General features: G+C 67.4%; 19 protein-coding genes. 8 read left to right on the forward strand and 11 right to left on the reverse strand.

The window, feature by feature from the left end; all coding sequences use genetic code 11:
* Window positions 1-125: 125 nt before the first annotated feature.
* From gshA to leuS, 5 genes are all read right to left on the reverse strand, one after another.
* Window positions 126-1,448 (reverse strand): glutamate--cysteine ligase, encoded by a 1,323-nt coding sequence (gene gshA, locus ACSFCA_RS30155; protein ID WP_435462063.1) that lies wholly within the window; start codon window positions 1,446-1,448, stop codon window positions 126-128.
* Between the two features lie 97 nt (window positions 1,449-1,545).
* Window positions 1,546-2,838: a glutamate-5-semialdehyde dehydrogenase gene (locus ACSFCA_RS30160; RefSeq protein WP_093076969.1), complete on the reverse strand. Its 1,293-nt coding sequence runs from the start codon at window positions 2,836-2,838 to the stop codon at window positions 1,546-1,548.
* 78 nt (window positions 2,839-2,916) lie between these two features.
* Window positions 2,917-3,990, reverse strand: coding sequence for a DNA polymerase III subunit delta (gene holA / locus ACSFCA_RS30165; RefSeq protein WP_435462064.1), 1,074 nt, complete (start codon window positions 3,988-3,990; stop codon window positions 2,917-2,919).
* Between the two features lie 28 nt (window positions 3,991-4,018).
* Entirely contained in the window at window positions 4,019-4,564 is a 546-nt protein-coding gene (locus ACSFCA_RS30170) for an LPS-assembly lipoprotein LptE (RefSeq protein ID WP_435462065.1), read from the reverse strand.
* Between the two features lie 11 nt (window positions 4,565-4,575).
* Complete coding sequence (leuS, locus tag ACSFCA_RS30175; RefSeq protein ID WP_435462066.1) at window positions 4,576-7,206, reverse strand: leucine--tRNA ligase; 2,631 nt, start codon at window positions 7,204-7,206, stop codon at window positions 4,576-4,578.
* 161 nt (window positions 7,207-7,367) lie between these two features.
* Here leuS and ACSFCA_RS30180 point away from each other — a divergent pair, with 161 nt between their 5' ends.
* A complete protein-coding gene (locus ACSFCA_RS30180) occupies window positions 7,368-8,342 on the forward strand; it encodes a Bug family tripartite tricarboxylate transporter substrate binding protein (RefSeq protein ID WP_435462067.1) in 975 nt (324 codons plus the stop codon).
* On the forward strand, window positions 8,335-9,414 hold the full coding sequence (locus ACSFCA_RS30185) for an NAD/NADP octopine/nopaline dehydrogenase family protein (protein ID WP_435462068.1): 1,080 nt from the start codon (window positions 8,335-8,337) through the stop codon (window positions 9,412-9,414). Before ACSFCA_RS30180 ends, ACSFCA_RS30185 begins: the two co-directional genes overlap by 8 nt.
* Here ACSFCA_RS30185 and ACSFCA_RS30190 read toward each other — a convergent pair.
* From ACSFCA_RS30190 to ACSFCA_RS30200, 3 genes are read right to left on the reverse strand one after another with little or no spacing between them, the layout of a single operon-like run.
* Complete coding sequence (locus ACSFCA_RS30190; RefSeq protein ID WP_435462069.1) at window positions 9,409-10,005, reverse strand: peroxidase-related enzyme; 597 nt, start codon at window positions 10,003-10,005, stop codon at window positions 9,409-9,411. The two genes, ACSFCA_RS30185 and ACSFCA_RS30190, sit on opposite strands and share 6 nt — an antisense overlap.
* The gene (locus ACSFCA_RS30195; protein WP_435462070.1) at window positions 10,002-10,514 is read right to left on the reverse strand and encodes a CMD domain-containing protein; all 513 of its coding nucleotides are present in this window, start codon (window positions 10,512-10,514) and stop codon (window positions 10,002-10,004) included. The genes ACSFCA_RS30190 and ACSFCA_RS30195 overlap by 4 nt, the downstream gene beginning before the upstream one ends.
* Before the next feature lie 3 nt (window positions 10,515-10,517).
* Window positions 10,518-11,975 (reverse strand): NAD(P)-binding domain-containing protein, encoded by a 1,458-nt coding sequence (locus tag ACSFCA_RS30200; RefSeq protein ID WP_435462071.1) that lies wholly within the window; start codon window positions 11,973-11,975, stop codon window positions 10,518-10,520.
* Between the two features lie 131 nt (window positions 11,976-12,106).
* Between ACSFCA_RS30200 and ACSFCA_RS30205 the strand changes: the two genes are divergently transcribed.
* The 6 genes from ACSFCA_RS30205 to ACSFCA_RS30230 all read left to right on the forward strand — a co-directional run bounded on the left by ACSFCA_RS30205 (window position 12,107) and on the right by ACSFCA_RS30230 (window position 24,080).
* The gene (locus ACSFCA_RS30205) at window positions 12,107-13,774 is read left to right on the forward strand and encodes an alpha-glucosidase (RefSeq protein ID WP_435462072.1); all 1,668 of its coding nucleotides are present in this window, start codon (window positions 12,107-12,109) and stop codon (window positions 13,772-13,774) included.
* 5 nt (window positions 13,775-13,779) lie between these two features.
* The gene (glgB, locus tag ACSFCA_RS30210; RefSeq protein WP_258351603.1) at window positions 13,780-15,951 is read left to right on the forward strand and encodes a 1,4-alpha-glucan branching protein GlgB; all 2,172 of its coding nucleotides are present in this window, start codon (window positions 13,780-13,782) and stop codon (window positions 15,949-15,951) included.
* Between the two features lie 625 nt (window positions 15,952-16,576).
* On the forward strand, window positions 16,577-18,664 hold the full coding sequence (glgX, locus tag ACSFCA_RS30215; protein ID WP_435462073.1) for a glycogen debranching protein GlgX: 2,088 nt from the start codon (window positions 16,577-16,579) through the stop codon (window positions 18,662-18,664).
* Window positions 18,665-18,755: 91 nt separating this feature from the next.
* Entirely contained in the window at window positions 18,756-20,063 is a 1,308-nt protein-coding gene (glgC, locus tag ACSFCA_RS30220; RefSeq protein ID WP_093053999.1) for a glucose-1-phosphate adenylyltransferase, read from the forward strand.
* 17 nt (window positions 20,064-20,080) lie between these two features.
* Window positions 20,081-21,562, forward strand: a complete 1,482-nt coding sequence (glgA, locus tag ACSFCA_RS30225) for a glycogen synthase GlgA (RefSeq protein WP_435462074.1) — start codon at window positions 20,081-20,083, stop codon at window positions 21,560-21,562.
* A 34-nt stretch (window positions 21,563-21,596) separates the two neighbouring features.
* Window positions 21,597-24,080: a glycogen/starch/alpha-glucan phosphorylase gene (locus tag ACSFCA_RS30230; protein ID WP_258351607.1), complete on the forward strand. Its 2,484-nt coding sequence runs from the start codon at window positions 21,597-21,599 to the stop codon at window positions 24,078-24,080.
* Window positions 24,081-24,095: 15 nt separating this feature from the next.
* On the opposite strand, the gene ACSFCA_RS30235 is transcribed toward ACSFCA_RS30230, so the two are convergent.
* Genes ACSFCA_RS30235 through dapB form a run of 3 tightly spaced genes read right to left on the reverse strand, consistent with a single transcriptional unit; the run spans window position 24,096 to window position 26,132 of the window.
* Window positions 24,096-24,566, reverse strand: a complete 471-nt coding sequence (locus ACSFCA_RS30235) for an ExbD/TolR family protein (RefSeq protein ID WP_258351608.1) — start codon at window positions 24,564-24,566, stop codon at window positions 24,096-24,098.
* A gap of 12 nt (window positions 24,567-24,578) precedes the next feature.
* The gene (locus tag ACSFCA_RS30240) at window positions 24,579-25,274 is read right to left on the reverse strand and encodes a MotA/TolQ/ExbB proton channel family protein (protein ID WP_435462075.1); all 696 of its coding nucleotides are present in this window, start codon (window positions 25,272-25,274) and stop codon (window positions 24,579-24,581) included.
* Window positions 25,275-25,289: 15 nt separating this feature from the next.
* Window positions 25,290-26,132, reverse strand: coding sequence for a 4-hydroxy-tetrahydrodipicolinate reductase (gene dapB / locus ACSFCA_RS30245; protein ID WP_435462076.1), 843 nt, complete (start codon window positions 26,130-26,132; stop codon window positions 25,290-25,292).
* Between the last annotated feature and the right edge of the window lie 70 nt (window positions 26,133-26,202).

Genomic DNA, 26,202 nt, shown 5'->3' on the forward strand with positions numbered 1-26,202 from the left:
GTGAGGCAAGTGTGAACTTTAGTCCACCTGCGTCACCCTCCCGCCCTTTTGTTTCCGTTGCTGTGGGGCCGCTATTTTGCCGTTGCCTGTGGTCGGCGCAAGCCGCCACAAGCCGCCCCTGGCAATCATTCGTAGATTTCGGCGTCCGGATCGGTCGCTTCCATCTCGTAGCTGGCGGCCACCATGGCCAGCCGGCCGACCACGCCGTACATGTAGAAGCGGTTTGGTGCACTGGCGCCAGGCTTGGCCCCTGGCTGTGGCAAGTGCGCACTTTCAGAGAAAGCCAGCGGCACGAAGCTCGCGCCCGGCAGCTTCAGGTTCTCGTCGGCGGCGCGCTCGGCATGCACACGGTAAAAACCGCCGACCACGTAGCGATCCATCATGTAGACCACCGGCTCGGCCACGCCGTTGTGCACGCGCTCGTTGGTGAGCACGCCTTCCTGAACGATCAGCTCGGTGGGTTCACGCAGCTCGCGGCCGGCGCCGGTCTTGGCGGCCAGGGCACTGCTGGCGGTGCCACGCGACTTGCCGATCAGCGCCTCGACGTCCTTGGCATCGCGCACCGTCACCACGCCCGGACTGCCGCTGCCGCTGTGGCCGCCCTTGACGACCACGAACGGCTTTTCGTTGATGCCGTATTCCTTGTACTTGCGGCGCACCTTGGTCAGCACCGCGTCCACATGGCTGGTCAGCACGTCGATGCCGCGGCCTTCGGCCACGTCCACGCCTTCGGCGCGCGCATAGATCGGGTTGATGAGCCACGGGTCGATGCCCAGCAGCTTGCCGAGGCGCTTGGACAGTTCCTCGTAGCTGTGCAGGTGGTTGCTCTTGCGTCGCACCGACCAGCCTGCATGCAGTGGCGGCAGCAGATACTGCTCGTGCAGGTCTTCGAGGATGCCGGGCGTTCCCGCAGAAAGCTCGTTGTTGAGCAGAATTGTGCAGGGATCGAAGTTCTTCAGGCCCAGGCGGCGCTTGCTGCGCACCACCGGTTCGAGCGTCACGGTCTCGCCGTTCGGCAGTTCGATCTTCTTGGGCGACTTGATGGCCGGGTCGATCGACCCGATGCGCACATTGAGCCCCGCCATATGAAAGATGCGCACAAGTTGCGCGACGTTGGCAAGATAAAAGGTATTTTTGGAGTGGTTTTCCGGAATGACGAGCAGGTTGCGCGCCTCCGGACAGATCTTCTCGATGGCCGCCTGCGCGGCCTGCACCGCCAGCGGCAGCATCTCCTTGGTGAGATTGTTCCAGCCGCCCGGAAACAGATTCGTGTCGACCGGAGCCAGTTTGAAGCCGGCGTTCCGGATGTCGACGGCGCTATAGAACGGCGGCGTGTGCTCCATCCACTCGAGCCGGAACCAGCGCTCGATGGCGGGCATCGAGTCGAGCACCCGCTGCTCCAGTTCGTTGATCGGGCCGGTCAGGGCGGTGACGAGATGCGGAACCATGCGGCGGCCTTGTTGGTTTTGTGCTTAAAGGTGTAGCGGAATTGTAGGATTTGGGGATGGCCGCCCCAATGACAAGACCGCACGCGGGCGCATCGGATCAGGTCCGGACTTCGCCCTGCCCGAGCACCACGTACTTGAGCGAGGTCAGTCCTTCGATGCCCACCGGACCGCGGGCGTGGAACTTGTCGGTGCTGATGCCGATTTCGGCGCCCAGCCCGAACTCGAAGCCATCTGCGAAGCGCGTGCTCGCATTGACCATCACGCTGGCCGAATCGACCTCGCGCAGGAAGCGCTGTGCGTGCACATGGTCGCGCGTGACGATGGCGTCGGTGTGGTGGCTCGAATAGCGGTTGATGTGCGCAATGGCCTCGTCCACGCCGGCCACAACCTTGATGCTGATGACGGCGGCCAGGTATTCCTCGGACCAGTCTGACTCGACCGCATCGACCACCCGGGCCTTCGGATCGAGCGCCTCGTCGGCGCGCAGGATGGCAGCAGCAGCCGGGTCGCAGCGCATTTCCACGCCCTTGGCCGCGAAGATGGCGGCGATCTCGGGCAGGAAGTCGTCGGCCACGGAAGCCGACACCAGCAGGCCTTCGGCGGCGTTGCACGGGCTGTACTTCTGGGTCTTGGCGTTGTCGACGATGCGCAGCGCCATGTCGAACTCGGCCGTGTCGTCCACATAGACGTGGCAGTTGCCGTCCAGGTGCTTGATGACCGGCACCTTGGCGTCACGGCTGATGCGCTCGATCAGCCCCTTGCCGCCGCGCGGAATGATCACGTCGACGAACTCGGGCATGGCGATGAGCTGGCCGACGGCTTCGCGGTCGGTGGTCTGCACCAGCTGCACCGCCTCGACAGGCAGGCCGGCTTCGGCCAGTGCTTCCGACACCAGCAGCGCCAGCGCCTTGTTCGACTCGATGGCTTCCGAGCCGCCGCGCAGGATGGCCGCGTTGCCGCTCTTGATGGCCAGGCTCGCCGCCTCGATGGTCACGTTGGGCCGGCTCTCGTAGATCATGCCGAACACGCCGATCGGCACGCGCATCTGGCCCACGCGAATGCCGCTGGGCTGCTGCTTCATGCCGATGATTTCGCCGATCACGTCGGCCATGCCGGCGAGCTGTTCGCACCCCAGGGCCACGGTCTCGATGACCTTGGGCGTGAGCTTGAGGCGGTCGACCATCGGCGCCGAGAGACCGGCAGCGGTGGCGCGCTCCAGGTCTTTCTGATTGGCGACGGCCAGCACCGGGCCGGCTTCGCGCAGGCGCCGGGCCAGCGCCTTCAATGCTATGTTTTTGGTAGCTGCATCCGCACGGGCCATGAGGAATGCAGCGGCTTTGGCTTGCAGACCCAGTGTCTGCATGTGCTCGCTGACGTTGAACGCATTCATGCCTTCATTTTCCCACGCCGACCTGTGGCCCGGCTTACATGGGCCTTTTGATGGCTCGAGCCATCGCGCCCAAGCGGATCAGGCGCGCCGAGGAGCGGCCGCCGCGCTGCTGCATGCGCGGCACAGCATCAGCGCCAGCCGCTGCAGGGCTTGCCAGCCGCTGGCGGGCCAGTCGGGCTGCTTCAGCCCCTTCACGATGCCGTCCACCACATGCGCCGCGCGCAGCAGCCGGGTCAGCATGCGGTCGTCCAGCCGCGGCAGCACGCGCTCGAAGGCGCGCTCGCGCGGGCCCCAGATACGGTTCTCGCGCAGCGCCATCGGCAGCGGGCGGCCCGAGGCCATGGCGTCCTTCACGCGCTTGAGCGCGCGGATGTCTTCGGCAATCGTGTAGTGCACAAGCACTTCGGCCTCGCCTTCGGCCTGCAGGCCGTCGAGCATGCGTGCCACACGCTGCGGATTGCCGGCCAGCACGGCTTCGGAGAGCTTGAACACGTCGTAGCGCGCCACGTTGTTGACCGCGCCTTCGACCTGCTCCCAGCTCAGCTCGCCGGCCGGATGCAGCAGTGCGAGCTTCTGGATTTCCTGGTGCGCAGCGAGCAGGTTGCCCTCCACGCGATCGGCAAAGAACTGCAGCGTGCGCTGGCCTTCGTCGCCGGGCATCACGCGCTGGCCCTGCTGACCCAGGCGCTGCGCGATCCATTGCGGCAGCGCGCTGCGCTCGATCGGGTCGACCTGGATGCTCGCGCCGTTGTTCTCCAGCGCCGAGAACCAGGCGCCGGTGCGCGTGGCCTTGTCCAGCCGCGGCAGCATCACCAGCGTGAGCGTGCTGTCGTTGCCGGGCGCGGACTCGGCCATCTGCTGCAGCGCCGCGCTGCCGTCCTTGCCGGGCTTGCCCGAAGGAATGCGGATCTCGACGATCTGCTTGTCGGCGAACAGCGAGAGCGAGCCCCCGGCCGCGAGCACCGCGCTCCAGTCGAAGTGCGCGCCGGCCACGGTGTAAGAGCTGCGCTCGGTATAGCCCTGCGCGCGCGCGGCGGTGCGGATGGCGTCGGCCGCTTCCTGTGCGAGCAGCGGCTCGTCGCCGTGGATCGTGTAGAGCGGCTTCAGGCCCTTCTGCAGGTGGGCTCCGAGTTGGGCGCTGGCAAGTTGCATGGAAATGGAATGACCGGAGCGCGCGGGCTCAGAGTTCCTTGACGGCGGCCAGGCGGCGCATCAGCTGCTGCGCGATGTCCGACTGCATGTCGCGGAACAGCAGGTCGGCTTCGCCTTCCTTGGCCAGCGCGTTGGTTTCGTTGAAGCTCAGGTCGCGCGTCTGCGAGACGTCGGTGGCCGGCAGCAGGTCTTTGCCGCCCGGCGTGCGCAGGCGGAAGCGCACCTTCAGCTGAAGCTGCAGCTCGCGCACCAGGCCAGCCGAATTGGTCGAGATCACGATGCGGTTGCGGTCCTCGCCCAGGATCTCCAGCACCACGTCGGCGGCCGGCGCCGTAGACGAACCACCGGCGGTGGTCGTGTCAGGCGTTACCACCGTCACCGTGCCGGTTGCCCGCAGCTCGCGCCGGATCTGGTTGATCATGGCCGAGTTGCCCGACACCTGCAGCGTCTTGAACGCGAAGACAGGCGCCTTGCGCAGCTCGAAACCGCAACCGGCCAGGCCGAGCGAAGCGCCCGCCGCCGTCAGTCCAAGAAGAAAGCCGCGGCGCGGCAGCGAGACATTGCGAGTGTTCATGCTTGAGTCGTTCAAAGAACCACGTTGACCAGACGGCCGGGAACCACGATCACGCGCTTGGGCGGCGCGCCTTCGGCGAAGTTGACGAAATCATCGCAGGCGAGCGCGAGCTTCTCGATCTCGTCCTTCGATGCGCCGGCCGGCACGCTGAGCTTGCCGCGCAGCTTGCCGTTGACCTGCAGCATGAGCTCGATCTCGTCCTGCACCAGCGCGCCGACGTCGACCACGGGCCAGGGCGCATCGAGCAGGCCGCCCAGGTCCTTGTCATAGCCGAGTTCGCTCCAGAGCTGCTGGGCAATGTGCGGCGTGGCCGGGTAGAGGCAGCGCAGCAGGATGCCGAAGCCTTCGTTCACGGCGGCCAAGTCGCCCGGGGTGCCCTCGGATTTAAAGCCCTCGAGCGCGTTGAGCAGCTTCATCGTGCCCGACACCACCGTGTTGTATTGCATGCGCTGGTAGTCGTAGTCGATTTGGCGCAGCACCGTGTGCACCTCGCGGCGCAGCGCCTGAGCATTCTTGCCGTACGTCGGCGGCCCTCCCAGGGTCACAGGCTGTTCCGCCTGCGCGGCACCGAAGTTCCACACCCGGCGCAGGAAGCGGTAGCTGCCTTCGACGGCCGCGTCGTTCCACTCGAGCGTGGCTTCGGGCGGCGCGGTGAACATGGTGTACAGGCGCGCAGTGTCGGCGCCGTATTTCTCGATCAGGTCCTGCGGGTCGACGCCGTTGCGTTCACTCTTGCCCATCTTGCCGACGCCGCCGTACTCGACCTTCGTGCCGTCGGCGGTGGTGCCGCCGGTGATGCGGCCCTGCGCATCGAGCACCGTCGTGACTTCAGTCGGCGGGAAGTAGTCCTTGCCGCCCTTTTCATTGCGCTTGTAGAAGATGTGGTTGAGCACCATGCCCTGCGTCAGCAGCTTGCTGAAGGGCTCGTCGGCCTTCACCAGGCCAAGGTCGCGCATCACCTTGGTCCAGAAGCGCGCGTACAGCAGGTGAAGAATCGCGTGCTCGATGCCGCCGATGTACTGGTCCATCGGCATCCAGTAGTCGGCGCCGCCGGCCACCATGGCTTCGTCGTTCTTCGGATCGCAGTAGCGCATGAAGTACCACGACGAATCGACGAAGGTGTCCATCGTGTCGGTCTCGCGCCGCGCGGGCTTGCCGCAGACGGGGCAGACCACGCCAGCGTGGAAGCCTTCGTGCTTGTTCAGCGGGTTGCCAGAGCCATCTGGCACGCAGTCGGTGGGCAGCACCACGGGCAGGTCTTTTTCGGGCACCGGCACCGCACCGTGTTCGTCGCAATGGATGATGGGGATCGGCGTGCCCCAGTAGCGCTGGCGGCTCACGCCCCAGTCGCGCAGGCGCCAGGTGGTCTGCAGTTCGCCCAGGTCCTTCTGGCCCAGCGCATGCGCCACGGCGGCCACGGCCTCCTTGTACGACATGCCGCTGAAGTTGTCGGAGTTGATCGTCACGCCGCGCTGCTTGTCCGCGTACCAGTCCTGCCACTTGTGATAGTCGAAGTGCGGCTCGTCGTCGACCAGCACCACCTGGATGATCTCGATGCCGTACTTGTTGGCGAAGGCGAAGTCGCGCTCGTCGTGCGCGGGCACGCCCATCACGGCACCGTCGCCGTAGCCGATCAGCACGTAGTTGCCGACCCACACCGGCACCTGCTCCTCGGTGATCGGGTGCTTGACGGTCAGGCCCGTGGGCACGCCCTTCTTCTCTTGCGTGGCGAGCTCGGCCTCGGTGGTGCCGCCGCTCTTGCACTCCTCGATGAAGGCCGCGACCTTGGGGTCGAGCGTGGCGGCGTGCGCGGCCAGCGGATGCTCGGGCGCCACGGCGCAGAAGGTCACGCCCATGATGGTGTCGGCGCGCGTGGTGAACACGTACATGCGGCCGTCCTGGATCAGCTTGCCGCTCGCGTCCTTGATGTCATGCGTGAAGGCGAAGCGCAGGCCCTCGCTCTTGCCGATCCAGTTTTCCTGCATCAGCTTGACGCGCTCGGGCCAGCCCGGCAGCTTGTGCTGGGTGTGTTCGAGCAGTTCCTCGGCGTAGTCGCTGATCTTCAGGTAGTAGCCCGGGATCTCGCGGCGCTCGACCGTGGCGCCGGTGCGCCAGCCCTTGCCGTCGATCACCTGCTCGTTGGCCAGCACGGTCTGGTCGACCGGGTCCCAGTTGACGACCTGGGTCTTGCGGTAGGCAATGCCCTTTTCGAGCATCTTCAGGAACAGCCACTGGTTCCACTTGTAGTAGCTCGGATCGCAGGTGGCGATCTCTCGGCTCCAGTCGATGGCCAGGCCCATGGCCTGGAGCTGGCCCTTCATGTAGGCGATGTTCTCGTAGGTCCACTTGGCCGGCGGCACGCCGTTCTTCAGCGCCGCGTTCTCGGCCGGCAGGCCGAAGGCGTCCCAGCCCATGGGCATCAGCACGTTGTAGCCGCTCATGCGCAGGTGGCGCGTGAGCATGTCGTTGATCGTGTAGTTGCGCACATGGCCCATGTGCAGCTTGCCGCTGGGGTACGGCAGCATCGAGCAGGCGTAGTACTTCTTGCGGCTCGTGTCCTCGGTGACGCGGTAGGCATCGGCGGCGCTCCATTGCGCCTGGGCAGCAGACTCGACGTCGCTGGGTTTGTAGCTGGGATTCATGGCGGTTCGGCAAGAGCCCGGCTCGGAGCGGCCGGGAACGCGGGATTATCGCGCCCGGGCGAAAGCCCTGGCCGGCAGACTCTAGACTCGGGGCACGTAACCTGCGTGTTGCGCGGGTAACGCCTGCCGTCCGACAGGTTTTTCGCACCGCCTGGAACACCATGAAACTGCGCCTGAAACACCTCGCCCTGGGCTTTGCGGCCGCCGCCGGCCTCGCCACCACGCCTCTGTGGGCCCAGCAGAACGACAAGCCCCTGCGCATCGTCGTGCCCTTCGCCACCGGCGGCGCACAAGACGTGATCGCGCGCTACCTGGGTGCCAAGCTCACCGACAAGCTGGGCCAGCCCGTCATCATCGACAACAAGGCCGGTGCCGGCGGCATCGTGGCCGCCGACGCGGTGGCCAAGGCGACCGACGGGGCCACGGTGCTGCTGGCCACCGGCGGCGCGATCACGATCGCGCCCCACCTGCAGCCCAAGCTCCCCTACGACCCGGTGCACGAGCTGGTGCCGGTGGCCCTGGTGGCCGACACGCCGATGACGCTGTCCGTGCGCACCGAGAGCCCCTACAAGACGGTGGCCGACGTGCTGCGCGACGCCAAGGCCAGGCCGGGCCAGGTGACCTATGCCTCGACCGGCAACGGCACCGTGTCGCACCTGACCGGGGCACTGCTGGCGCAGGCGAGCGGCACGAACCTGCTGCACGTGCCCTACCGGGGCGCCGCGCCCGCCATGACGGACCTGCTGGGCGGGCAGGTGGCCGCCATCGTCACCAGCGTGGCCTCGATCGAACCCATGGTCGCCAGCGGCAAGGCGCGCGTGCTCGGCACCTTCTCTCGGGTTTCCCTTCCCAGCATGGGCTCGGCCCCGACCATCGGCGAAGCCACGGGCCTGCCGGGAATGGAAGTGCCGGTCTGGGTCGGCGTGATGGCGCCCGCGCGCATGCCCGCGGCGAGCGTCGAGAAGCTGTCGGCGGCGCTGGTCGAGGTGTGCAACCTGCCGGAGACGAAGCAGCGCTTCGCCCAGTTGGGCGCGGTGAATACCTGTGGCGGCCCGGCTGCCTTGGGCAAGGTCGTGACGGAAGACAGCCAGCGTTGGGCGAAGGTGATCAAGCAGGGCGGGATCAAGGTTGACTGAGGTTTCGGGCGCAAAGTACCGCGTCGGCATCGCGGGCACCGGGGCGATCGCGCTGGCCAGCGCGGCTTGGCTGCGACAGGCGGGCCACGGCGTCACCGTGTGGTCGCCGGGCGGCCAGGGCGCAGAAGCCTTGCGCACGCAGGCGTTGGAGGCCAGCGGCATCCAGTCGTTTTCAGTGACCGTCGAAGTCGCCGACGACGCGGCCGGGCTGTGCGCAGCCTCGGACGTGCTGCTGCTCGCCCTGCCGGTCAACGGCCACAAGCGCGTGATGGATGCGCTGCTGCCCTGCCTGCGCGATGGCCAGACCGTGATCGTCAGTTCGATGGCCTCGCTGTCGTCGCTCTATCTCCATGAAGCGGCCCGCCGCGCCGGCCGGCAGATCACCGTCGCCAGCTTCGGCACGACCGTGCTGACCGCGCGCCGCGAATCGGGCACGCAGGTCAGGGTGATGACGCGGCGCAAGGCCGTCGGCGTTTCCGCCCTGCCCGCCTCCGAGACGGCCCAGGCCGTCGCGCTGTGCACCGCCCTCTTCGGCGACGGCTTCTCCGCGCAGGACGGCGCCCTTGCCAGCGCCCTGGCCAACGTCAACCCGCAGTCGCACGGCCCGCTCGCGGTCTTCAACTGGACCCGCATCGAGCGCGCCGAGAACTGGCCGCAGTACCACTGCATGACGCCCGGCGTGTCGCGCGCGATCGAGGCGCTTGACCAGGAACGCCGCGCCGTGGCCGCAGCCTTCGGCATCGAGCTCGGCCCCATCGAAGCGCACTTCGCGCGCTCCTTCGGCACCACGTCGGAAAAGCTCGAAGACATTGCCGCCGAGCTGCACGCCAAGCGCGGCGGCCCGCCCGGTCCCACGCAAACCGACACCCGCTACGTGACCGAAGACATGCCCTACGGCCTGGCGTTCGTCGAGGCGCTGGGCACCATCGCCGGTGTGCCGACGCCCGCGACGCGCACCATCGTGGATGCCGCCTCGCTGGTCAACGGCGTCGACTTCCGCCGCGAAAACGACCTGCTCGAGCCGCTGGGCCTGGCGAACGAAACTGTCGCCGGGCTGCTCGCGCGCCTATGACGCTGCGGCCTCGGGGAACACCGGCTCCCCGAGGTTGAGCATCAGCCGGTTGGCCCAGGCGAAGATGGCAACCGAGTGGATCAGGTCGAGGATTTCCAGCTCGCTCAGCCCGACCTCCTTCAATCCGCGCACGTCATCGGTCGAAACCTTATCGGGCTCCGCGCCGAGACGAATCGAAAACTCGACGATGGCCTTCTCGCGCGCCGTAGTGCCCGCGCCCATCGGCTCCTCGAACACCTGAGAGATCACGTCGTTGCGCTTGGCCAGTTGCTCGAAGCGCTGGGCATGCACCGAGGCACAGTACACGCAGCCGTTGACGCGCGACTCCACCGTGGCGCCCAGCTCGCGCTCGGCGCGCGGCATGCCACCCGGCGCGAACATGATCGCGTTGAAGGCGATGGAGCGCTGCAGCAGTATCTCGGGCTGATGCGCCAGCACCAGAAAGTACGGCGAGGTGCGCGCCTGCGGGCTCATCTCGTCCAACGCCGCCAGTTGCGCCGGCGTGGCGGTGTCGACGTTCACCGTGTCGAGCCACGGCTTCCACTTCAGCACTTCGTTGGTAAAACCCTTGATGCGGATCGGGGCCGTCATGCCGCCACCTCCACCGCTGCCAGCGCCTTAAGGCCCGCGGCAACGCGGATCTGGTACGACAGGAAAGCGATCAGCTGGCTCATTGCCACGATGGCAGGCGTCGACAGGCCGCTGTCGGCCAGCGACTGCACGGCCGCCCTGTCGCCCTCGATGGGGCGTTCGATCAGCTTGCCGGTGAAGGCCAGCACGGCCTGCAGGCGCGCATCGGCCACGGGCTTGCCGGCATCCACCGCCGCAATCACGGCGCCGTCTGCGCCTTCGGCCACCAGCCGGTCGCGGTAGTGCGCGGCCAGGCTGTCCGCCTTCGACACGCAGCAGGCATGCAGCGCCACCAGCAGCCGCTCGCTCACTGACAGGCCTTCGACGGCCGGGGAAAACATCGCGTCGTAGCTGCCCTGCGTCGCGGCGACGACCTTGTCGCGCTGGCGGCGCAGCGCCCAGGCGGGGTGGTCCGGTGCCAGCTGGACGGCGGCATCGATCACATCGAAAGTGAGAGTGCTGGTTGTCATGGTTCAGTTTCTTTCCTGAGGCGGCAGCGCGGGCGTCCATTCGTCGCCGAAGAGTTCCGGCTCGGCGTAGGCCTCGAGGTTGGCGTAGTGGTGGTCGAAGTCTTCGCGGTAGAACAGGCTGGCGATGCCGCTGGCCAGCCGCTTGGCGCCATCGCTGATGGCCGGGATGTCGCCCGACACCGTGCCGTGCGACAGCGCCGCCGGGTAGCAGAAGCAGTGGATGCGCCCGAGCCCCGGGCATTCGCCCGGCACGCGCTCCTGGAATTCGAAGACCGGCCCGAGGTCGGGCGAGTCGGCCAGTTCCTGGTCTTCGTCGCCGGGCGCGGGCACGAAGCGGTCTTTCCAGGTGCGCACCTGGGCGGCGATGCCGTCGAACTCGGGGCGGTTGGGCCAGTCGACCTTGAAGCCGGTCGAGACGATGAGGAAGTCGAATTCGAAGTCGCCCTTCGGCGTCGACACGCGCATCGAATCGCCCTTCGGCTCGATGGTCAGGATCGGGCAGCCGAAGTTGAAGAAGGCATTGGCATGCCCCGACACCCGCAGCGTGCTGCCGTGCGGCGGCGGCACGTTCGCCACGTTGATGTAGTGGCGGATGCGCCACTTGAGCTCGTCGGGCAGGTCGTAGTGGCCCTGCGTGAGCCCCGGCACGCCCGCGCCCTTGCCCTTGTTGACGCGCGGCAGATCGGGTCGGCGGATCAGCAGTTCGACACTGTGCGCGCCGGCCTCCAGCGCGGTGCCCGCGCTGTCCATGGCCGAGGAGCCCGCGCCGACCACGCCCACGCGCAGGCCCTTGAGCTGGCCGTAATCCATTTCGTCGGAGGAATGCGCCCATTTCGAGCGCGGCAGCGCGTTGACGAAAGCGGGAATGGCCGGCCCGCCGAGGCCGTCGCGCCCGGTGGCGAGGACGACGCGGCGCGCCAGCACGCTGCGTTCGCCTTGCGGCGTGCGCAGGTCCAGGCGCACGCCGGTCGCGTCAGGCAGGGGGTGGATGCCAGTCACGGCCGTGTCGTTGCGCACGTCCACGCCCATCACGCGGCGGTACCAGACCAGATAGTCCATCCACTGCAGGCGCGGGATCTTGTCCATCGCCGTCCAGGCCTCCAGCCCGAACTGGGCCTCGAACCACGCCCGGAAGGTGAGCGACGGCAGGCCCAGCGCGGGACCGGTGAGCTCCTTGGGCGAACGCAGCGTCTCCATGCGCGCCGTGGTCGCCCAGGGGCCTTCGCTGCCCGCGGGCGAGCGGTCGAACACCACCGCGCGGATGCCCAATTGCGCCAGCGCGACCGAGGCAGCCAAGCCGGCCTGCCCGCCGCCGATGACGACCACGTCGAGCATCGGTTCACCGTCAGCCTGCCGCGCGGGCATCCAGTTGCGCCCGGGCCAGCCGAGGTATTCGAGGTCCTGGGCGAGCCGCGCTTCGAGCGCGGCGAGGGAAGAAGAGGCGGAATCTGATGTCGTCATTTTGAAAAGCGGGAGCGGCGTCCAGTGTAGAAAGCTTCACGGGTCTTCGCGCCATGCACCGCCGCCCCGCACCTGCGTATCACTGGCCCGAATTTCGCATGCCACAATGATTTCAGACCACAGGGACCGGCATGGGCAGCAATACCGACAGCAGCGAATGGTGGCGCGGTGCGGTGATCTACCAGATCTACCCGCGCAGCTTCATGGACAGCAACAGCGACGGCATCGGCGACCTGCCGGGCATCACGTCCCGGCTCGAGCACGTGGCCAGCCTCGGCGTCGATGCCATCTGGGTTTCTCCTTTCTTCCGTTCACCGATGAAGGACTTCGGCTACGACGTGGCCGACTACCGCGCCGTGGACCCGATGTTCGGCACGCTGGCCAACTTCGACGCCATGCTGGCGCGGATGCACGAACTGGGCCTGAAGCTCGTCATCGACCAGGTGCTGTCGCACACGTCCGACCAGCACGCCTGGTTCGCCGAGAGCCGTTCGAGCCGCGACAACCCCAAGGCCGACTGGTACGTCTGGGCCGACCCCAAGCCCGATGGCACGCCGCCCACCAACTGGCTGTCGGTGTTTGGCGGCTCCGCCTGGCAGTGGGACTCGCGGCGGCGGCAGTACTACCTGCACAGCTTCCTGGCCGAGCAGCCCGACCTCAACTTCCATTGCCCCGAAGTGCAAAGGGCCCTGCTGGGCGAGGTGCGCTTCTGGTGCGAACGCGGCGTGGACGGCTTTCGCTTCGACGCCTGCAATCACCAGTTTCACGACGCGCAGCTGCGCGACAACCCGCCGGCCTCGCTGGCGTCGATCGGCGAAGTCAGCACGGTGCGCGCCGACAACCCCTATGCGATGCAGCAGCATCTGTACGACAAGAGCCAGCACGAGAACCTGGCGTTCCTCGAAAGCCTGCGCCGGCTGCTCGACGGCTACGGCGCGGTGGCGCTGGGCGAGGTCGGCGACGAGAACGCGCCGCCCGTCATGGCGCAGTACACCGATCGCGGCAAGCGTCTGCACCAGGCCTACAGCTTCAGCCTGCTGACGGCCGACCACAGCCCAAAGCACTTGCGCCACCAGGTCGAGGCGCTCGACGAGGCGCTCGAACCCACGAGCGGCTGGGGCTGCTGGGCGATGTCGAACCACGACGTGCCGCGCGTCGCCACGCGCTGGAGCGACGGCGGCACACCCGACACGCGCCGCGACCGGCTCTGGCTGACCCTTCTGCTCGCGCTGCGTGGCAGTGCCAGCATCTACCAGGGCGAAGAACTGGGCCTGCCCGAGGCCGAAGTGCCGTTCGAACTGCTGCAAGACCCATACGGTCGTGCGTTCTGGCCCGAGTTCAAGGGCCGCGACGGCTGCCGCACGCCGATGCCGTGGACTGCCGAGGCGCCGAACGGCGGCTTCACCACCGGCGCGCCCTGGCTGCCGGTGTACGGCCCTCACCTGCCGCTGGCCGTCGAACGGCAGGCCGCGGACTCTGGCTCGATGCTGGCGTTCAGTCGCGCGCTGCTGCACTGGCGGCGCACGCAACCGCTGCTGCGCACCGGTGGCATCCGCTTCATCGATGCGCCCGAGCCGCTGCTGCACTTCGAGCGGCGCGACGGAAAGCTCTCGCTACAGGCGGTCTTCAACTTGGGGAGCGAGCCGGTATCGATGCCGTTGCCCGACGGACTGATGCCTCTCGTCGGACAGCCGCTTGAGCACACCGCCGTCATGCAGACCGTGGATGGAAAGCGCATGCTGACGCTGTCGCCGTACGGCGTCTTCTTCGGCACGCCCGCCGTTGAAGGACAAAGCTGACCACCATGCCCTTGAAGCCGCTGCCCGAGTCCGAAGTCCATGCGCTGATGCGCGCGGAGCACGGCGATCCGTTTTCCGTGCTGGGCCCGCACGAGAGGCCCGAGGGCCTGGAAGTGCGCGCGCTGCTACCCGGCGCGCAGCGCGTGGCCGTGGTGCATTCGCGCACCGGCTGGCCGCTGGCCATCCTCGCGCGGCACGAAGGCTCGGACCTGTTCAGCGGGCTGGTTCCGGCGGCCGAGGCCCGCATGGGCTATTCGTTCCAGGTCGACTGGGAGGCACACACCTCGCGGCTCGAAGACCCGTATCGCTTTCCGTTCGTGCTCGGCGAAACCGATGTTTGGCTGCTGGCCGAGGGCACGCATCTGCGGCCGTGGGAGCGGCTGGGCGCGCACCTGCGCGAGATGGACGGCGTGAAGGGCGTGGCCTTCGCGGTGTGGGCGCCGAATGCGCGGCGCGTGTCGGTGGTCGGCAACTTCAACAACTGGGACGGCCGGCGCCACATGATGCGACTGCGCCGCGAGTGCGGCGTGTGGGAAATCTTTGCGCCGCACGTGACCGTCGGCGACAGCTACGAGTTCGAGATCCTGTCGGCCCAGGGCGAGGTGCTGCGCAAGGCCGACCCCTTCGCGTTTTCCTCGCAGCTGCGGCCCGACACGGCCTGCGTGGTGCAGCCCCTGCCCGCGCCGGTGAAGATGCCCGAAGGCCGCGCCGCCGCGAACGAGCGCCACGCGCCGATCAGCATCTACGAAGTACACCTGGGCTCGTGGCGCCGCAAGAACGGCCACGAATGGCTGGACTACCGCGACCTGGCCGACACGCTGGTGCCCTACGTGCGCGACCTGGGCTTCACGCACATCGAGCTGCTGCCGATCACCGAGCACCCCTTCGACGGCTCGTGGGGCTACCAGCCGATCGGCCTGTACGCGCCAACCTCGCGCTTCGGCACGCCGGGCGACTTCCGGCATTTCGTCGAGGCCGCACATGCGGCCGGACTGGGCGTGATCCTCGACTGGGTGCCCGCGCACTTTCCGACCGATTCGCACGGCCTCGGCCGTTTCGACGGCACCGCGCTGTACGAGTACGCCGACCCGCGCGAGGGCTTCCACAACGACTGGCAGACGCTGATCTTCAACTACGCCCGCACGGAGGTGCGCAACTACCTGGTCGGTAATGCGCTGTACTGGCTGGAGCGCTACGGCGTGGACGGCCTGCGCGTGGATGCGGTGGCTTCGATGCTGTACCGCGACTACAGCCGCAAGGCCGGCGAGTGGGTGCCGAACGTGCTCGGCGGACGCGAGAACCTGGAGGCCATCGACTTCCTGCGGCGCATGAACCGCGTGGTGGGCGTCGAGCGGCCGGGCGCGGTGACGCTGGCCGAGGAGTCGACGAGCTTCCCCGGCGTGACCCGCCCGCCTGAAGACGGCGGGCTGGGGTTTCACTACAAGTGGAACATGGGGTGGATGAACGACACGCTGTCGTATGCGGGCACCGACCCGGTCTACCGCAAGCACCATCACCAGCAGATCACCTTCGGGCTGATGTACGCGCACAGCGAGAACTTCGTGCTGCCGCTGTCGCATGACGAAGTGGTGCATGGGAAGGGATCGCTGATCGGGCGCATGCCCGGGGACGAGTGGCAGAGGTTTGCCGGCCTGCGCAACCTGTACGGCTATCTCTGGGCGTATCCGGGGAAGAAGTTGCTGTTCATGGGCGGGGAGTTTGCGCAGTACGCGGAGTGGAATGCGGACCGCGGCCTGGACTGGCATCTGCTGGAGCATGCCTCTCATCAAGGAGTGCGGCGGCTGGTGCGCGACTTGAACAACGTGTATCGGCACTTTCCTGCGTTGCACGAGCTTGACCATGACGGGGCGGGGTTCGAGTGGATCGTGCATGACGACGCGGATCAGTCTGTATTCGCGTTCGTACGGCGGGGGCGGGATGGGGCGTTTGTTGTGGCTGTTTGCAACTTCACGCCTGTGCCTCGGCATGGGTATCGGTTGGGGGTGCCTGTTTCGGGTTCCTACCGGGAGGTCATCAATACGGATGGGGCGGTTTATGGAGGGAGTGGGGTTGGCAATGGGGTTGTCGAAAGTGCTCCTGTTGCCTGGCATGGGAAGGTGGATTCGATCTCGATCAGCGTGCCTCCGTTGGCTACTGTGATGTGGGTGTTGGCTTGAGTTGCCTGGGTCTGGTTTGCTTTCCGAGGCCGGGTCTCGGCCCGGCGGCCGACTCACTTTCTTTTGCTTCGCCAAAAGAAAGTAAGCAAAGAAAAGGCGACCCTACTGTCTGCGTCCCTTCGCTTCGCTACGGGCAACCTGCGGTGCTCGACTCCGGAGGGGGTCCGCAGAACTCGCTTCGCTCAAACAGCTGCGGCCCTGATCCCTCCTACGTCTGCGCTCCTCGGCGCAGCCAGGAGGGACTGGGGAACCCAGCAGGCCATCGCTTCGCTCGGCCGAACATCCAATACCAACAGCCAATACCAACCACCGCAGGCGCACAGCGCCTGCGGTGGCATGGTGGCCGAGCGAAGCAAAGGCCCGTTCCGTTTCCCCTCCCCTCTGGCTGCGCCGAGGAGCACAGCGTTTCGCGGATAAGGGCTCGCCCTTGTCTGAGCGAAGCGAGTTTGGGCGAGACCCCGCGAAACGCGAGCACCGCAGGTTGCCCCTTCGCCACGCGAAGGGGTCGCAGACAGTGGGGTCGCCTTTCTTTTGCCTACTTTTCTTTGGCGAAGCAAAGAAAAGTAGGTCGCCCGCCGGGGCGAGTCCCGGCCTCGGAAAGCAAACCCATCCAAAGGCCAGCCAAATGCTGAGCGCAGGTAACCCCTTCCCCTTGGGCGCAACGTCTTCACCACAAGGCGTCAACTTCGCCCTGGCAGCCCCAACAGCAGAAGCAGTAGAGCTGTGCATCTTCGACAGCACAGGCAAGAACGAACAACAACGCCTAAAACTGCCAGCGCAAACAGACGGCATCTGGCACGGCCACCTCCCCAGCGCAACTCCAGGCCTGGTCTACGGCTACCGAGTCCACGGCCCTTGGTCCCCTCACGAGGGAACCCGCTTCAACCCAGCCAAGCTACTGCTCGACCCCTACGCCCGAGAGATCGTAGGCAGCTACGACGGCAGCGACATCTTCCTTGGCCACGCCCCAGCGAATCCAGACAAGAGAGACACCCGAGACAACGCCGCAGTAGCCCTCAAAGCCCGGGTAACTGCACCCAATCCGGCACCAGCAGCCACCCCAGGCCACGCGCGCATCGAAGCAGGCGACCGAGTCCTCTACGAGCTGCACGTAAAAGGCCAGACAAAGCTCCACCCCGCCGTCCCCGCAGCCCTCAGAGGCACCTACGCCGCCCTGGCGGAACCCGCCGTACTCGACCACCTCCAGGCCCTGGGCATCACAACCCTGAGCCTCATGCCCGTCCAGCACCGAGCCGACGAACAGCGCCTGCTGCGCATGGGCCTGAGCAACTACTGGGGCTACACCACCATCGGCTGGTTCGCCCCCGAAGCCCGCTACTGGAGCGGCCGCCCCGGCACCACCCCCGCCGGCGAATTCCGCGCCATGGCCGACGCCATCCACGCGCGCGGCATGGAACTGGTGATCGACGTCGTCTACAACCACAGCGCCGAAACCGATGAACTCGGCCCCACGCTCTCGCTGCGCGGCATCGACAACGCCCTCTACTACCACCTGCGCCCCGACGACCGCGCCCTCTACGAGAACTGGACCGGCTGCGGCAACTGCCTCAACCTCGGCGAGCCGCGCGTGCTGCAACTGGTGATGGACAGCCTGCGCTTCTGGGCCTGCGAGATGGGCGTGAACGGCTTCCGCTTCGATCTCGCGCCGGTGCTCGGGCGCGATGCACAACGGGGGTTCGATGCGCGCGCGCCCTTCTTCGCCGCCATCGCCCAAGACCCGGTGCTCTCGCGCACGCTGCTCATCGCCGAGCCATGGGACATCGGCCCGGGCGGCTACCGTCTCGGCGAGTTCCCGCCCGGCTGGCTCGAATGGAACGACCGCTACCGCGACACGCAGCGCGGCTTCTGGCTCCGGCAGGACCACGACGACAAGGCGAGCCTCGGCGACTTCGCCCATCGCTTCACGGCCTCCAGCACCCAGTTTGCGCACAACGGCCGCGCGCCGACCGCGAGCGTCAACTTCGTCACCGCGCACGATGGCTTTACGCTGCGCGACCTCGTGAGCTACAACGAGCGCCACAACCTCGCCAACGGCGAGAACAACCGCGACGGCCACGGCCACAACATGAGCAACAACTGCGGCGTCGAGGGCCCGAGCGACGACCCCGCCGTGCTGGCATTGCGTACCCGCCTGCAGCGCGCGCTGCTCGCCACGCTGATGCTGTCCCAGGGCACGCCCATGCTGCTGGCCGGCGACGAGCTCGGGCACAGCCAGCAGGGCAACAACAACGCCTACTGCCAGGACAATGAAACCATCTGGCTCGCATGGATAGGCGCGTCCGCCCCCGGCAGCGACGCCGCGCGCATGAGCGCCTTCGTGGCGCGCCTGGCCGCCCTGCGCCGCGAGGCGCCGGCCCTGCGCAACACCCATTGGTGGCCGGCCGAAGCGCCGCAGGGCACGCCACCGGGCATCCGCTGGCTGCGCCCCGACGGCGAGCCGATGACGCCCGCCGACTGGAACAGCACGGGCACGGCCCTTGCAATCCTCTTCGGCGATGGCACCGACGACAACAGCAGCGCGTGGCTGGTGATGGTGAACGCAGGCCCGCAGACCGTGTCCTTCACGCTGCCCGCGGGTACGTGGCGCCTGAGCCTTTCCACCGATCCCGGGCACGACCCGGGCGAGGTGGGCCAATCGCTCGGCGACACGGCACAAGTGCCTTTTTCGAGCATCGGGATTGCAAGAACGTAGGAGCCAGGCGCGCGGCGCGGTGCTAGTCTCGATGCAGAAACTCTGACGACGAATTCCAACAAGCGAACGATCGAACGAACGGAGACACAGGATGGACAACCTCACACCGCAAGCGCACCCGCAGCAGGAGCTGCAGGCCCATCAACTGGTACGCCGCACCATCGCCCTGGTGCTGGCCGGCGGGCGCGGCTCCCGCCTCAAGCAGCTGACCGACCGGCGCGCCAAGCCGGCCGTGTACTTCGGCGGCAAGTTCCGCATCATCGACTTCGCGCTGTCCAACTGCCTGAACTCGGGCATACGGCGCATGGCGGTGGTCACGCAGTACAAGTCGCACTCGCTCATGCGCCACCTGCAGCGCGGCTGGAGCTTCTTGCGAGCCGAGCTCAACGAGATGGTCGACGTGCTGCCCGCGCAGCAGCGCGTAGGCGACGAGCACTGGTACCGCGGCACGGCCGATGCGGTGTTCCAGAACCTGGACATCATCCAGACCCGCTCCACCAAGCACGACTACGTGGTGGTACTTGCCGGCGACCACATCTACAAGATGGACTACTCGATCATGGTGAAAGACCATGCCGAGCACGGCCTGGGCTGCACTGTCGGCTGCATCGAGGTGCCGCGCATGGAAGCCACGGCCTTCGGCGTAATGGCCATCGACGACGGCCGCCAGATCACGGCCTTCCTGGAAAAACCCGCCGACCCGCCCGCCATGCCCGGCCACCCCGACGTGGCGCTGGCGAGCATGGGCATCTACGTGTTCGACTCCGAGTACCTCTACCAGCTGCTCGAAGAAGACAGCGTCAACCCCGATTCGAGCCACGATTTCGGCAAGGACATCATTCCCCGCGCCGTGGCGCAGGGCCGCGCGCTGGCCCATCCTTTCGGCATGTCGTGCGTCACGCGGGCCTCGCGCGGACCCGACGCCAAGGCCTACTGGCGCGACGTGGGCACGATTGATGCATTCTGGGCAGCCAACCTCGATCTGGCCTCCATCACCCCGGAGCTCGACATCTATGACACGGACTGGCCCATCTGGACTTACCAGCGGCAACTGCCACCGGCCAAGTTCGTGCTCGACCGGCACGGCCAGCACGGCATGACGGTCAACACCATCGTGTCGGGCGGCTGCATCGTCTCGGGCTCCAAGGTCAGCAGCTCGGTGCTGTTCTCGGGGGTGCGCATCCATTCCTTCTGCGAAATCAACGAGGCCGTGCTGCTGCCCGACGTGGAAGTCGGCCGCGGCGCCCGGCTCAACCGGGTGGTGATCGACCGCGCCTGCGTCATACCCGACGACATGGTGATCGGCGAAGATGCCGCGGCCGACGCCGCCCGCTTCGAGCGTACCGAGAACGGGGTGGTGCTGGTCACGCGCGAGATGCTCAAACGACTGGCCGCCTGAGGCCACAACGCCCCACGATGCGAATCCTCCAGGTCAGCGCCGAACTCTTTCCCCTCCTCAAGACCGGCGGCCTGGCGGACATTGCCGGCGCCCTGCCCCTGGCGCTCATGGCCGAAGGCGAGGACGCGCGCGTGCTGCTGCCGGGCTTTCCGGCCATCGTGGCGGGCGTGCGCGACCTGGCGCCCGTGGACGGTTTCAACGCGCCCTGGGGCGAGCGCTTCGGGCTGCGCCTCGGGCACATCGACATCGACGGGGCGCCCGGCATCCCGGCCTACGTGATCGACGCGCCGGCGCTCTACGGCCGGCCCGGCAATCCTTACGAAGACACCTCGCGCCAGCCCTACGGCGACAACCACCGCCGGTTCGCCCTGCTCGGCTGGGCCGCGGCGCAACTGGCGCAAGGGCTCGATCCGCAGTGGCAGCCGGAGGTGGTGCACGCGCACGACTGGCACGCTGCGCTCGCGCCGGCCTACCTGCACTTCGCGCGGCAGGCAGGGGGAGCGCACGTGGGCAGCGTCTTCACCGTGCACAACCTGGCCTACCAGGGCATCTTCGCGCCCTGGAACTTCACCGAGCTCGGCTTGCCCGGCTCCGCGTTCCAGATGAACGGGCTCGAATACCACGGCCAGGTCTCGTTCATGAAGGGCGGCCTGTATTTCGCCGACCGGCTCACCACGGTCAGCCCGACCTACGCGCTCGAAATCCAGACGCCCGAGCAGGGCTGCGGACTCGACGGCCTGCTGCGCCAGCGCAGCGGTGTGCTCAGCGGCATCCTCAACGCGGTCGACGACAAGGTCTGGAATCCGGCGAGCGACGCCGCGCTGGTTCAGGGCTATCACACGCCCGAAGGCCGCCACATGGCCGGCAAGGCGCGCTGCAAGTCGGTGCTGCAGCATCAGCTGGGGCTGGCCGAGCGGCCGGATGCGCCGCTCTTCATCCTCGTGAGCCGGCTCACCGAGCAGAAGGGCCTGCACCTGGTGCTGGGCGGGCTCGATGCGCTGCTCGCCCAGGGCGGCCAGCTGGCGCTGCTGGGCAGCGGCGAGACCTGGCTGGAGGAGGCCTTCCGGCAGCGCGCGGCTGCCACGCCGCACTCAGTCGGCGTCACCATCGGCTACAACGAGACGCTGGCGCACCAGATGTTCGGCGCGGGCGACGTGACGCTGGTGCCCTCGCTCTTCGAGCCCTGCGGCCTCACGCAGATGTACGGCCTCAAGTACGGCAGCCTGCCGCTGGTGCGCCGCGTCGGCGGGCTGGCCGACACGGTGGTCGACAGCTCGCTCGAAGACATGGCCAGCGGCGAGGCCACGGGCTTCGTGTTCGACAGCTTCGAGGTCGCCGACTACGAGCGCGCCGTGCGCCGCGCCTTCGCGCTTTACGAGCGTGCGCCCGATTGGCGGCGCGTTCGCGGCAACGCCATGCGGCGGCCGGCCGACTGGGCCACTGCAGCCGCGCAGTACATCGATGTCTACCGGCAGGCGCTCGAACAGCCGCGTGCCTGACCACCACAACAACTTCCACGCAACAAGGGCGCCCATGACGATCAAAGACTTCGCCTATGACCACCCCGACCGCGACGTCGCGGCCTTCAAGCGCGCGGTGGCCAACAAGCTGATCTACGCGGTCGGCAAGGACCCGGTCGCCGCCAGCCAGGACGACTGGCTCAACGCCACCTCGCAGGCCGTGCGCGACCAGCTGGTCGAGCGCTGGATGATGACCACGCGCGCCAACTACGCGCAGGACCTGAAGCGCGTCTACTACCTGTCGATGGAATTCCTGATCGGGCGCACCTTCACCAATGCGCTCTTGGCCGTGGACCTCTACGACACGGTGCGCGAAGCGCTGGCCGACTTCGGCGTCGACATGGACGCGCTGGCCGAGCGCGAGCCCGACGCAGCGCTGGGCAACGGCGGCCTGGGCCGGCTCGCGGCCTGCTTTCTCGACTCGATGGCCACGCTCGGCGTGCCGGGCATGGGCTACGGCATCCGCTACGAATACGGCATGTTCCGCCAGCGCATCGTCGACGGCCAGCAGGTCGAGACGCCCGACTACTGGCTCACGCGCGGCAATCCGTGGGAGTTCCAGCGGCCAGAGGTGAACTACCGCGTGCGCTTCGGCGGCCACGTGCAAAAGCGCGAGGGCACCAACGCCCCCTACGGCGCAGCCGACTGGGTCGACACGCACGACGTGCTGGCCGTGGCCTACGACACCATCATTCCGGGCTACGGCACGCAAGCCACCAACACGCTGCGGCTGTGGTCGGCGCGCGCCACCGAGGAAATCGACCTCTCGGCCTTCAACCGCGGCAACTACATGGGCGCGGTGGAGAGCAAGAACCAGTCGGAGAACGTCTCGCGCGTGCTCTACCCCGACGACTCCACGCCCTCGGGCCGCGAGTTGCGGCTGCACCAGGAGTATTTTTTCTGCAGCGCGAGCGTGCAAGACCTGCTGCGCCGCTACCTGCGCAACCACAAGACCTTCGACCAGCTGTCCGAGAAAGTCAGCATCCACCTGAACGACACGCACCCGGTGCTGGCGGTGCCCGAGCTCATGCGGCTCTTGCTCGACGAACACGGCCTTGCGTGGGACGTGGCCTGGGCGCACACGCAGAAAGTGTTCAGCTACACCAACCACACGCTGATGCACGAGGCGCTGGAGACCTGGCCGGTGGAGATGCTGGGGCGCATCCTGCCGCGGCACCTGCAGATCATCTACGACATCAACGCGAAGTTTCTCGCCACCGTGACGCAGAAGGTCGGCAACGACGTGGAGCTGATGCGCAGGCTGTCGCTGGTCGATGAAGCCGGCGAGCGGCGCGTGCGCATGGCCTACGTGGCGGTGCTGGCGAGCCACTCGATCAACGGCGTGTCGGGGCTGCACTCGGAGCTGATGAAGCAGTCGATCTTCTCGGACTTCGCGAAGATCTTTCCCGAGCGCTTCAACAACAAGACCAACGGCGTCACGCCGCGCCGCTGGCTGGCGCAGGCCAACCCGCCGCTGGCGGCGCTGCTCGATCAGCGCATCGGCAAGGGCTGGCGGCGCGACCTGTCGCAGCTCGAGGCGCTCAAGCCCATGGCCGCGCAACCGGCTTTCGCGCGCGCCTTTCGCCATGCCAAGCGCGAGAACAAGCTGCGGCTGGCCAACTGGGTCGAGCAGCACCTGAAGATCGACATCGACACCGACGCGATGTTCGACGTGCAGGTCAAGCGCATCCACGAATACAAGCGGCAACTGCTCAACGTGCTGCACGTAGTGGCGCGCTACCACCGCATCCTCGACGCGCAGGCAGCGGGAGGCCCCGTCGACATCGTGCCGCGCGTGGTGGTGTTCGCGGGCAAGGCGGCTTCGGCGTACGCAATGGCCAAGCTCGTCATCCGGCTCGTCAACGACGTGGCGAGCACCATCAACGCCGACCCGCGCGTGGGCAAGCTGCTGAAGGTGGTATTCCTGCCGAACTACAGCGTGAGCCTGGCCGAGATCATCATGCCGGCGGCCGACCTGTCGGAGCAGATTTCCACGGCGGGCACCGAGGCCTCGGGCACAGGGAACATGAAGTTCGCGCTCAACGGCGCGCTCACCATCGGCACGCTGGACGGTGCGAATGTGGAAATGCGCGAGAACGTGGGGCCGGAGAACATCTTCATCTTCGGCAACACCACGCCCGAGGTGGCCGACATCCGCGCGCGTGGCTACCAGCCGCGCGAAATCTACGAAGAGAACGCCGAACTCAAGCGCGTGCTCGACGCGATCCGCGACGGCGCGTTCTCACCGGGCGAACCGGCGCGCTACCAAGGCATCTACGACGCACTGGTGAACTGGGGCGACCACTATCTGCTGCTGGCCGATTACGCGAGCTACGTGGCCAAGCAGGCCGAGGTCGATGCGCTGTACCGCGACTCGGATGCGTGGACGCGGATGGCGATTCTCAATGTGGCGGGGATGGGGGCGTTCTCGTCGGACCGCACGATTGCGCAGTACGCGCACGAGATCTGGCACACCAAGCCGGTGGTGCTGGGCTGATGACCAGCTGACCGGTCAGCTTCCAGGCTTCTTCGGCGGCTCGGCCTCGGTCACGAAGCCGATGCGGCTCAGCCCAGCCTTGTTCGCGATGCCCATCAGCGCGACCACCTTGCCGTAGGGCACGGTCTGGTCGGCGCGCAGCTGCACTTCGGTATCCTTGCTGTCGGCGGCGGCCTTTTCGAGGCGGGTGGCCAGTTCTTCGTCGGTCACGGACTGATCGTTCAGGAAAACCTTGCCCGAGGCATCGACGGACAGGCTCACGAACTTGGGCGCGTCGTTGGGCTGGCCGGCGTCGGTCTGCGGCAGGTCGAGCTTGATCGAGCTGGCCATCAGCGGCGCGGTGATGATGAAGATCACCAGCAGCACCAGCATCACGTCGACCAGCGGCGTGACGTTGATGTCGGACAGCGGCCGCTGCGCGCCCGCTCCCATGGCACGCCCACCGCCGCCGGCGCTGCTACCCAGTGAAGTGCGACCGAAGGCCATGGTGTGGGGTGCTCAGACCGGCATCGGCCGCGCTGGCGGCGGCGCAACTGGCTCTGGCGGAGCGCCGAAGCTGCCCAGCAGGTCGTGCGCGAAGCCTTCGAGCTCGGCCTCGATGCGACCGATGACGCGGCCGAAGACGTTGTAGGCCAGCACGGCCGGAATGGCCACGGCCAGGCCGAAGGCCGTCATGATGAGCGCCTCGCCCACCGGGCCAGCCACCTTGTCGATAGTGAAGCCGCCGGTCTGGCCGGCAATGCCCGTCAACGCGCCGTAGATGCCCCAGACCGTGCCCAGCAGCCCGACGAAGGGCGCTGTGGCGCCGACCGTGGCAAGCAGAATCTGCCCCGCCTGCAGCCGGCGCAGCGCGCCGTGCAGGGCGTCGCGCAGCACGCGCGTGAGCCGCTGGTTGCGGTCGACCGTGGCGCCCAGCGTGCCGGCCGGCGCACCGGCGGCCACACTCTTGATGGCCGACACGGCGGGCGACACCAGCGTCGCGCGGTCGAATGCCTTGAGCTTCTGCTCGGCATCGGCCAGCGTGGACGACTGCCAGAACGCCGCGATGCTGCGCAGCACGTCGCGCGTGCCGCCGCGCAGCAGCCACGCCTTCCAGAGAATGATGACCCAGCTTGCGATCGACATCGCCAGCAGCAGCGCCGCCACCGAACGGCTGACGCCGTCGCCATGGGTCAGCAGATCGAGCACGCTCATCGGCGGTCCTTTTGGTTAGCGCAAGCCCAGCACGTCGTACATGTCGTACAGGCCGGCGCGCTGTTCGGCCAGGAAGCGCACCGCGCGCAGGCTGCCCTGGGCGTAGGTGGTGCGGCTCGACGACTTGTGGGTGATCTCGATGCGCTCGCCGGTGCCCGCGAACAGCACGGTGTGGTCGCCCACGATGTCGCCGCCGCGGATGGCCGAAAAGCCGATGGTGGAAGGGTCGCGCTCGCCGGTGATGCCTTCGCGGGCGTACACGGCGCAGTCCTTGAGGTCGCGGCCCAGCGCATCGGCGATGACTTCGCCCATCTTGAGCGCGGTGCCCGAGGGCGCGTCGACCTTGTGGCGGTGGTGCGCCTCGATGATTTCGATGTCGTAGCCCGTCGACATGGCCTTGGCCGCCATTTCGAGCAGCTTGAAGGTGACGTTGACGCCCACGCTCATGTTGGGCGCCATCATGATCGCGATGTCTTTGGCGATCTCGGCGATCTCGGCCTTCTGCTCGTCGCTGAAGCCGGTGGTGCCGATGACGGCCTGCACGCCGAGTTCGCGGCAGGCCGCGAGGTGCGCGAGCGTGCCTTCGGGGCGGGTGAAGTCGATGAGCACCTGCGCGTCCTTCAGGCCGGTACGCAGGTCGGACACGATGGGCACGCCGCTGTCGAAGCCCAGGAAGGCGCCGGCATCGGTGCCGAGGGCCGGGCTGCCCGCGATGTCGAGTGCGCCGGCCAGTCGCAGGTCGGGCGCGTTGCGCACGGCCTCGATCAGCATGTGGCCCATGCGGCCCGAGGCCCCGGCGACGGCTACGCGGCGCGGTGCGGCGGTGGAACTGGAAGGAGTGGAGGTGGATTCAGTCACGCGGATTCAGTCTTCGAAATTTCGAAACGGCCAATGGCATGCATGGACACGGGACGGACGCCGCCTGACT

This window comes from Variovorax multivorans, assembly GCF_051216835.1.
Classification (GTDB): Bacteria; Pseudomonadota; Gammaproteobacteria; order Burkholderiales; family Burkholderiaceae_C; genus Variovorax.

Excerpts from the sequence above, each read along its gene's own strand:
- gshA (WP_435462063.1), bottom strand. The coding sequence starts at position 1,448 with ATGGTTCCGCATCTCGTCACCGCCCTGACCGGCCCGATCAACGAACTG.
- ACSFCA_RS30160 (WP_093076969.1), bottom strand. The coding sequence starts at position 2,838 with ATGAATGCGTTCAACGTCAGCGAGCACATGCAGACACTGGGTCTGCAA.
- holA (WP_435462064.1), bottom strand. The coding sequence starts at position 3,990 with ATGCAACTTGCCAGCGCCCAACTCGGAGCCCACCTGCAGAAGGGCCTG.
- ACSFCA_RS30170 (WP_435462065.1), bottom strand. The coding sequence starts at position 4,564 with ATGAACACTCGCAATGTCTCGCTGCCGCGCCGCGGCTTTCTTCTTGGA.
- leuS (WP_435462066.1), bottom strand. The coding sequence starts at position 7,206 with ATGAATCCCAGCTACAAACCCAGCGACGTCGAGTCTGCTGCCCAGGCG.
- ACSFCA_RS30180 (WP_435462067.1), top strand. The coding sequence starts at position 7,368 with ATGAAACTGCGCCTGAAACACCTCGCCCTGGGCTTTGCGGCCGCCGCC.
- ACSFCA_RS30190 (WP_435462069.1), bottom strand. The coding sequence starts at position 10,005 with ATGACGGCCCCGATCCGCATCAAGGGTTTTACCAACGAAGTGCTGAAG.
- ACSFCA_RS30195 (WP_435462070.1), bottom strand. The coding sequence starts at position 10,514 with ATGACAACCAGCACTCTCACTTTCGATGTGATCGATGCCGCCGTCCAG.
- ACSFCA_RS30200 (WP_435462071.1), bottom strand. The coding sequence starts at position 11,975 with ATGACGACATCAGATTCCGCCTCTTCTTCCCTCGCCGCGCTCGAAGCG.
- ACSFCA_RS30205 (WP_435462072.1), top strand. The coding sequence starts at position 12,107 with ATGGGCAGCAATACCGACAGCAGCGAATGGTGGCGCGGTGCGGTGATC.
- glgB (WP_258351603.1), top strand. The coding sequence starts at position 13,780 with ATGCCCTTGAAGCCGCTGCCCGAGTCCGAAGTCCATGCGCTGATGCGC.
- glgX (WP_435462073.1), top strand. The coding sequence starts at position 16,577 with ATGCTGAGCGCAGGTAACCCCTTCCCCTTGGGCGCAACGTCTTCACCA.
- glgC (WP_093053999.1), top strand. The coding sequence starts at position 18,756 with ATGGACAACCTCACACCGCAAGCGCACCCGCAGCAGGAGCTGCAGGCC.
- glgA (WP_435462074.1), top strand. The coding sequence starts at position 20,081 with ATGCGAATCCTCCAGGTCAGCGCCGAACTCTTTCCCCTCCTCAAGACC.
- ACSFCA_RS30230 (WP_258351607.1), top strand. The coding sequence starts at position 21,597 with ATGACGATCAAAGACTTCGCCTATGACCACCCCGACCGCGACGTCGCG.
- ACSFCA_RS30235 (WP_258351608.1), bottom strand. The coding sequence starts at position 24,566 with ATGGCCTTCGGTCGCACTTCACTGGGTAGCAGCGCCGGCGGCGGTGGG.
- ACSFCA_RS30240 (WP_435462075.1), bottom strand. The coding sequence starts at position 25,274 with ATGAGCGTGCTCGATCTGCTGACCCATGGCGACGGCGTCAGCCGTTCG.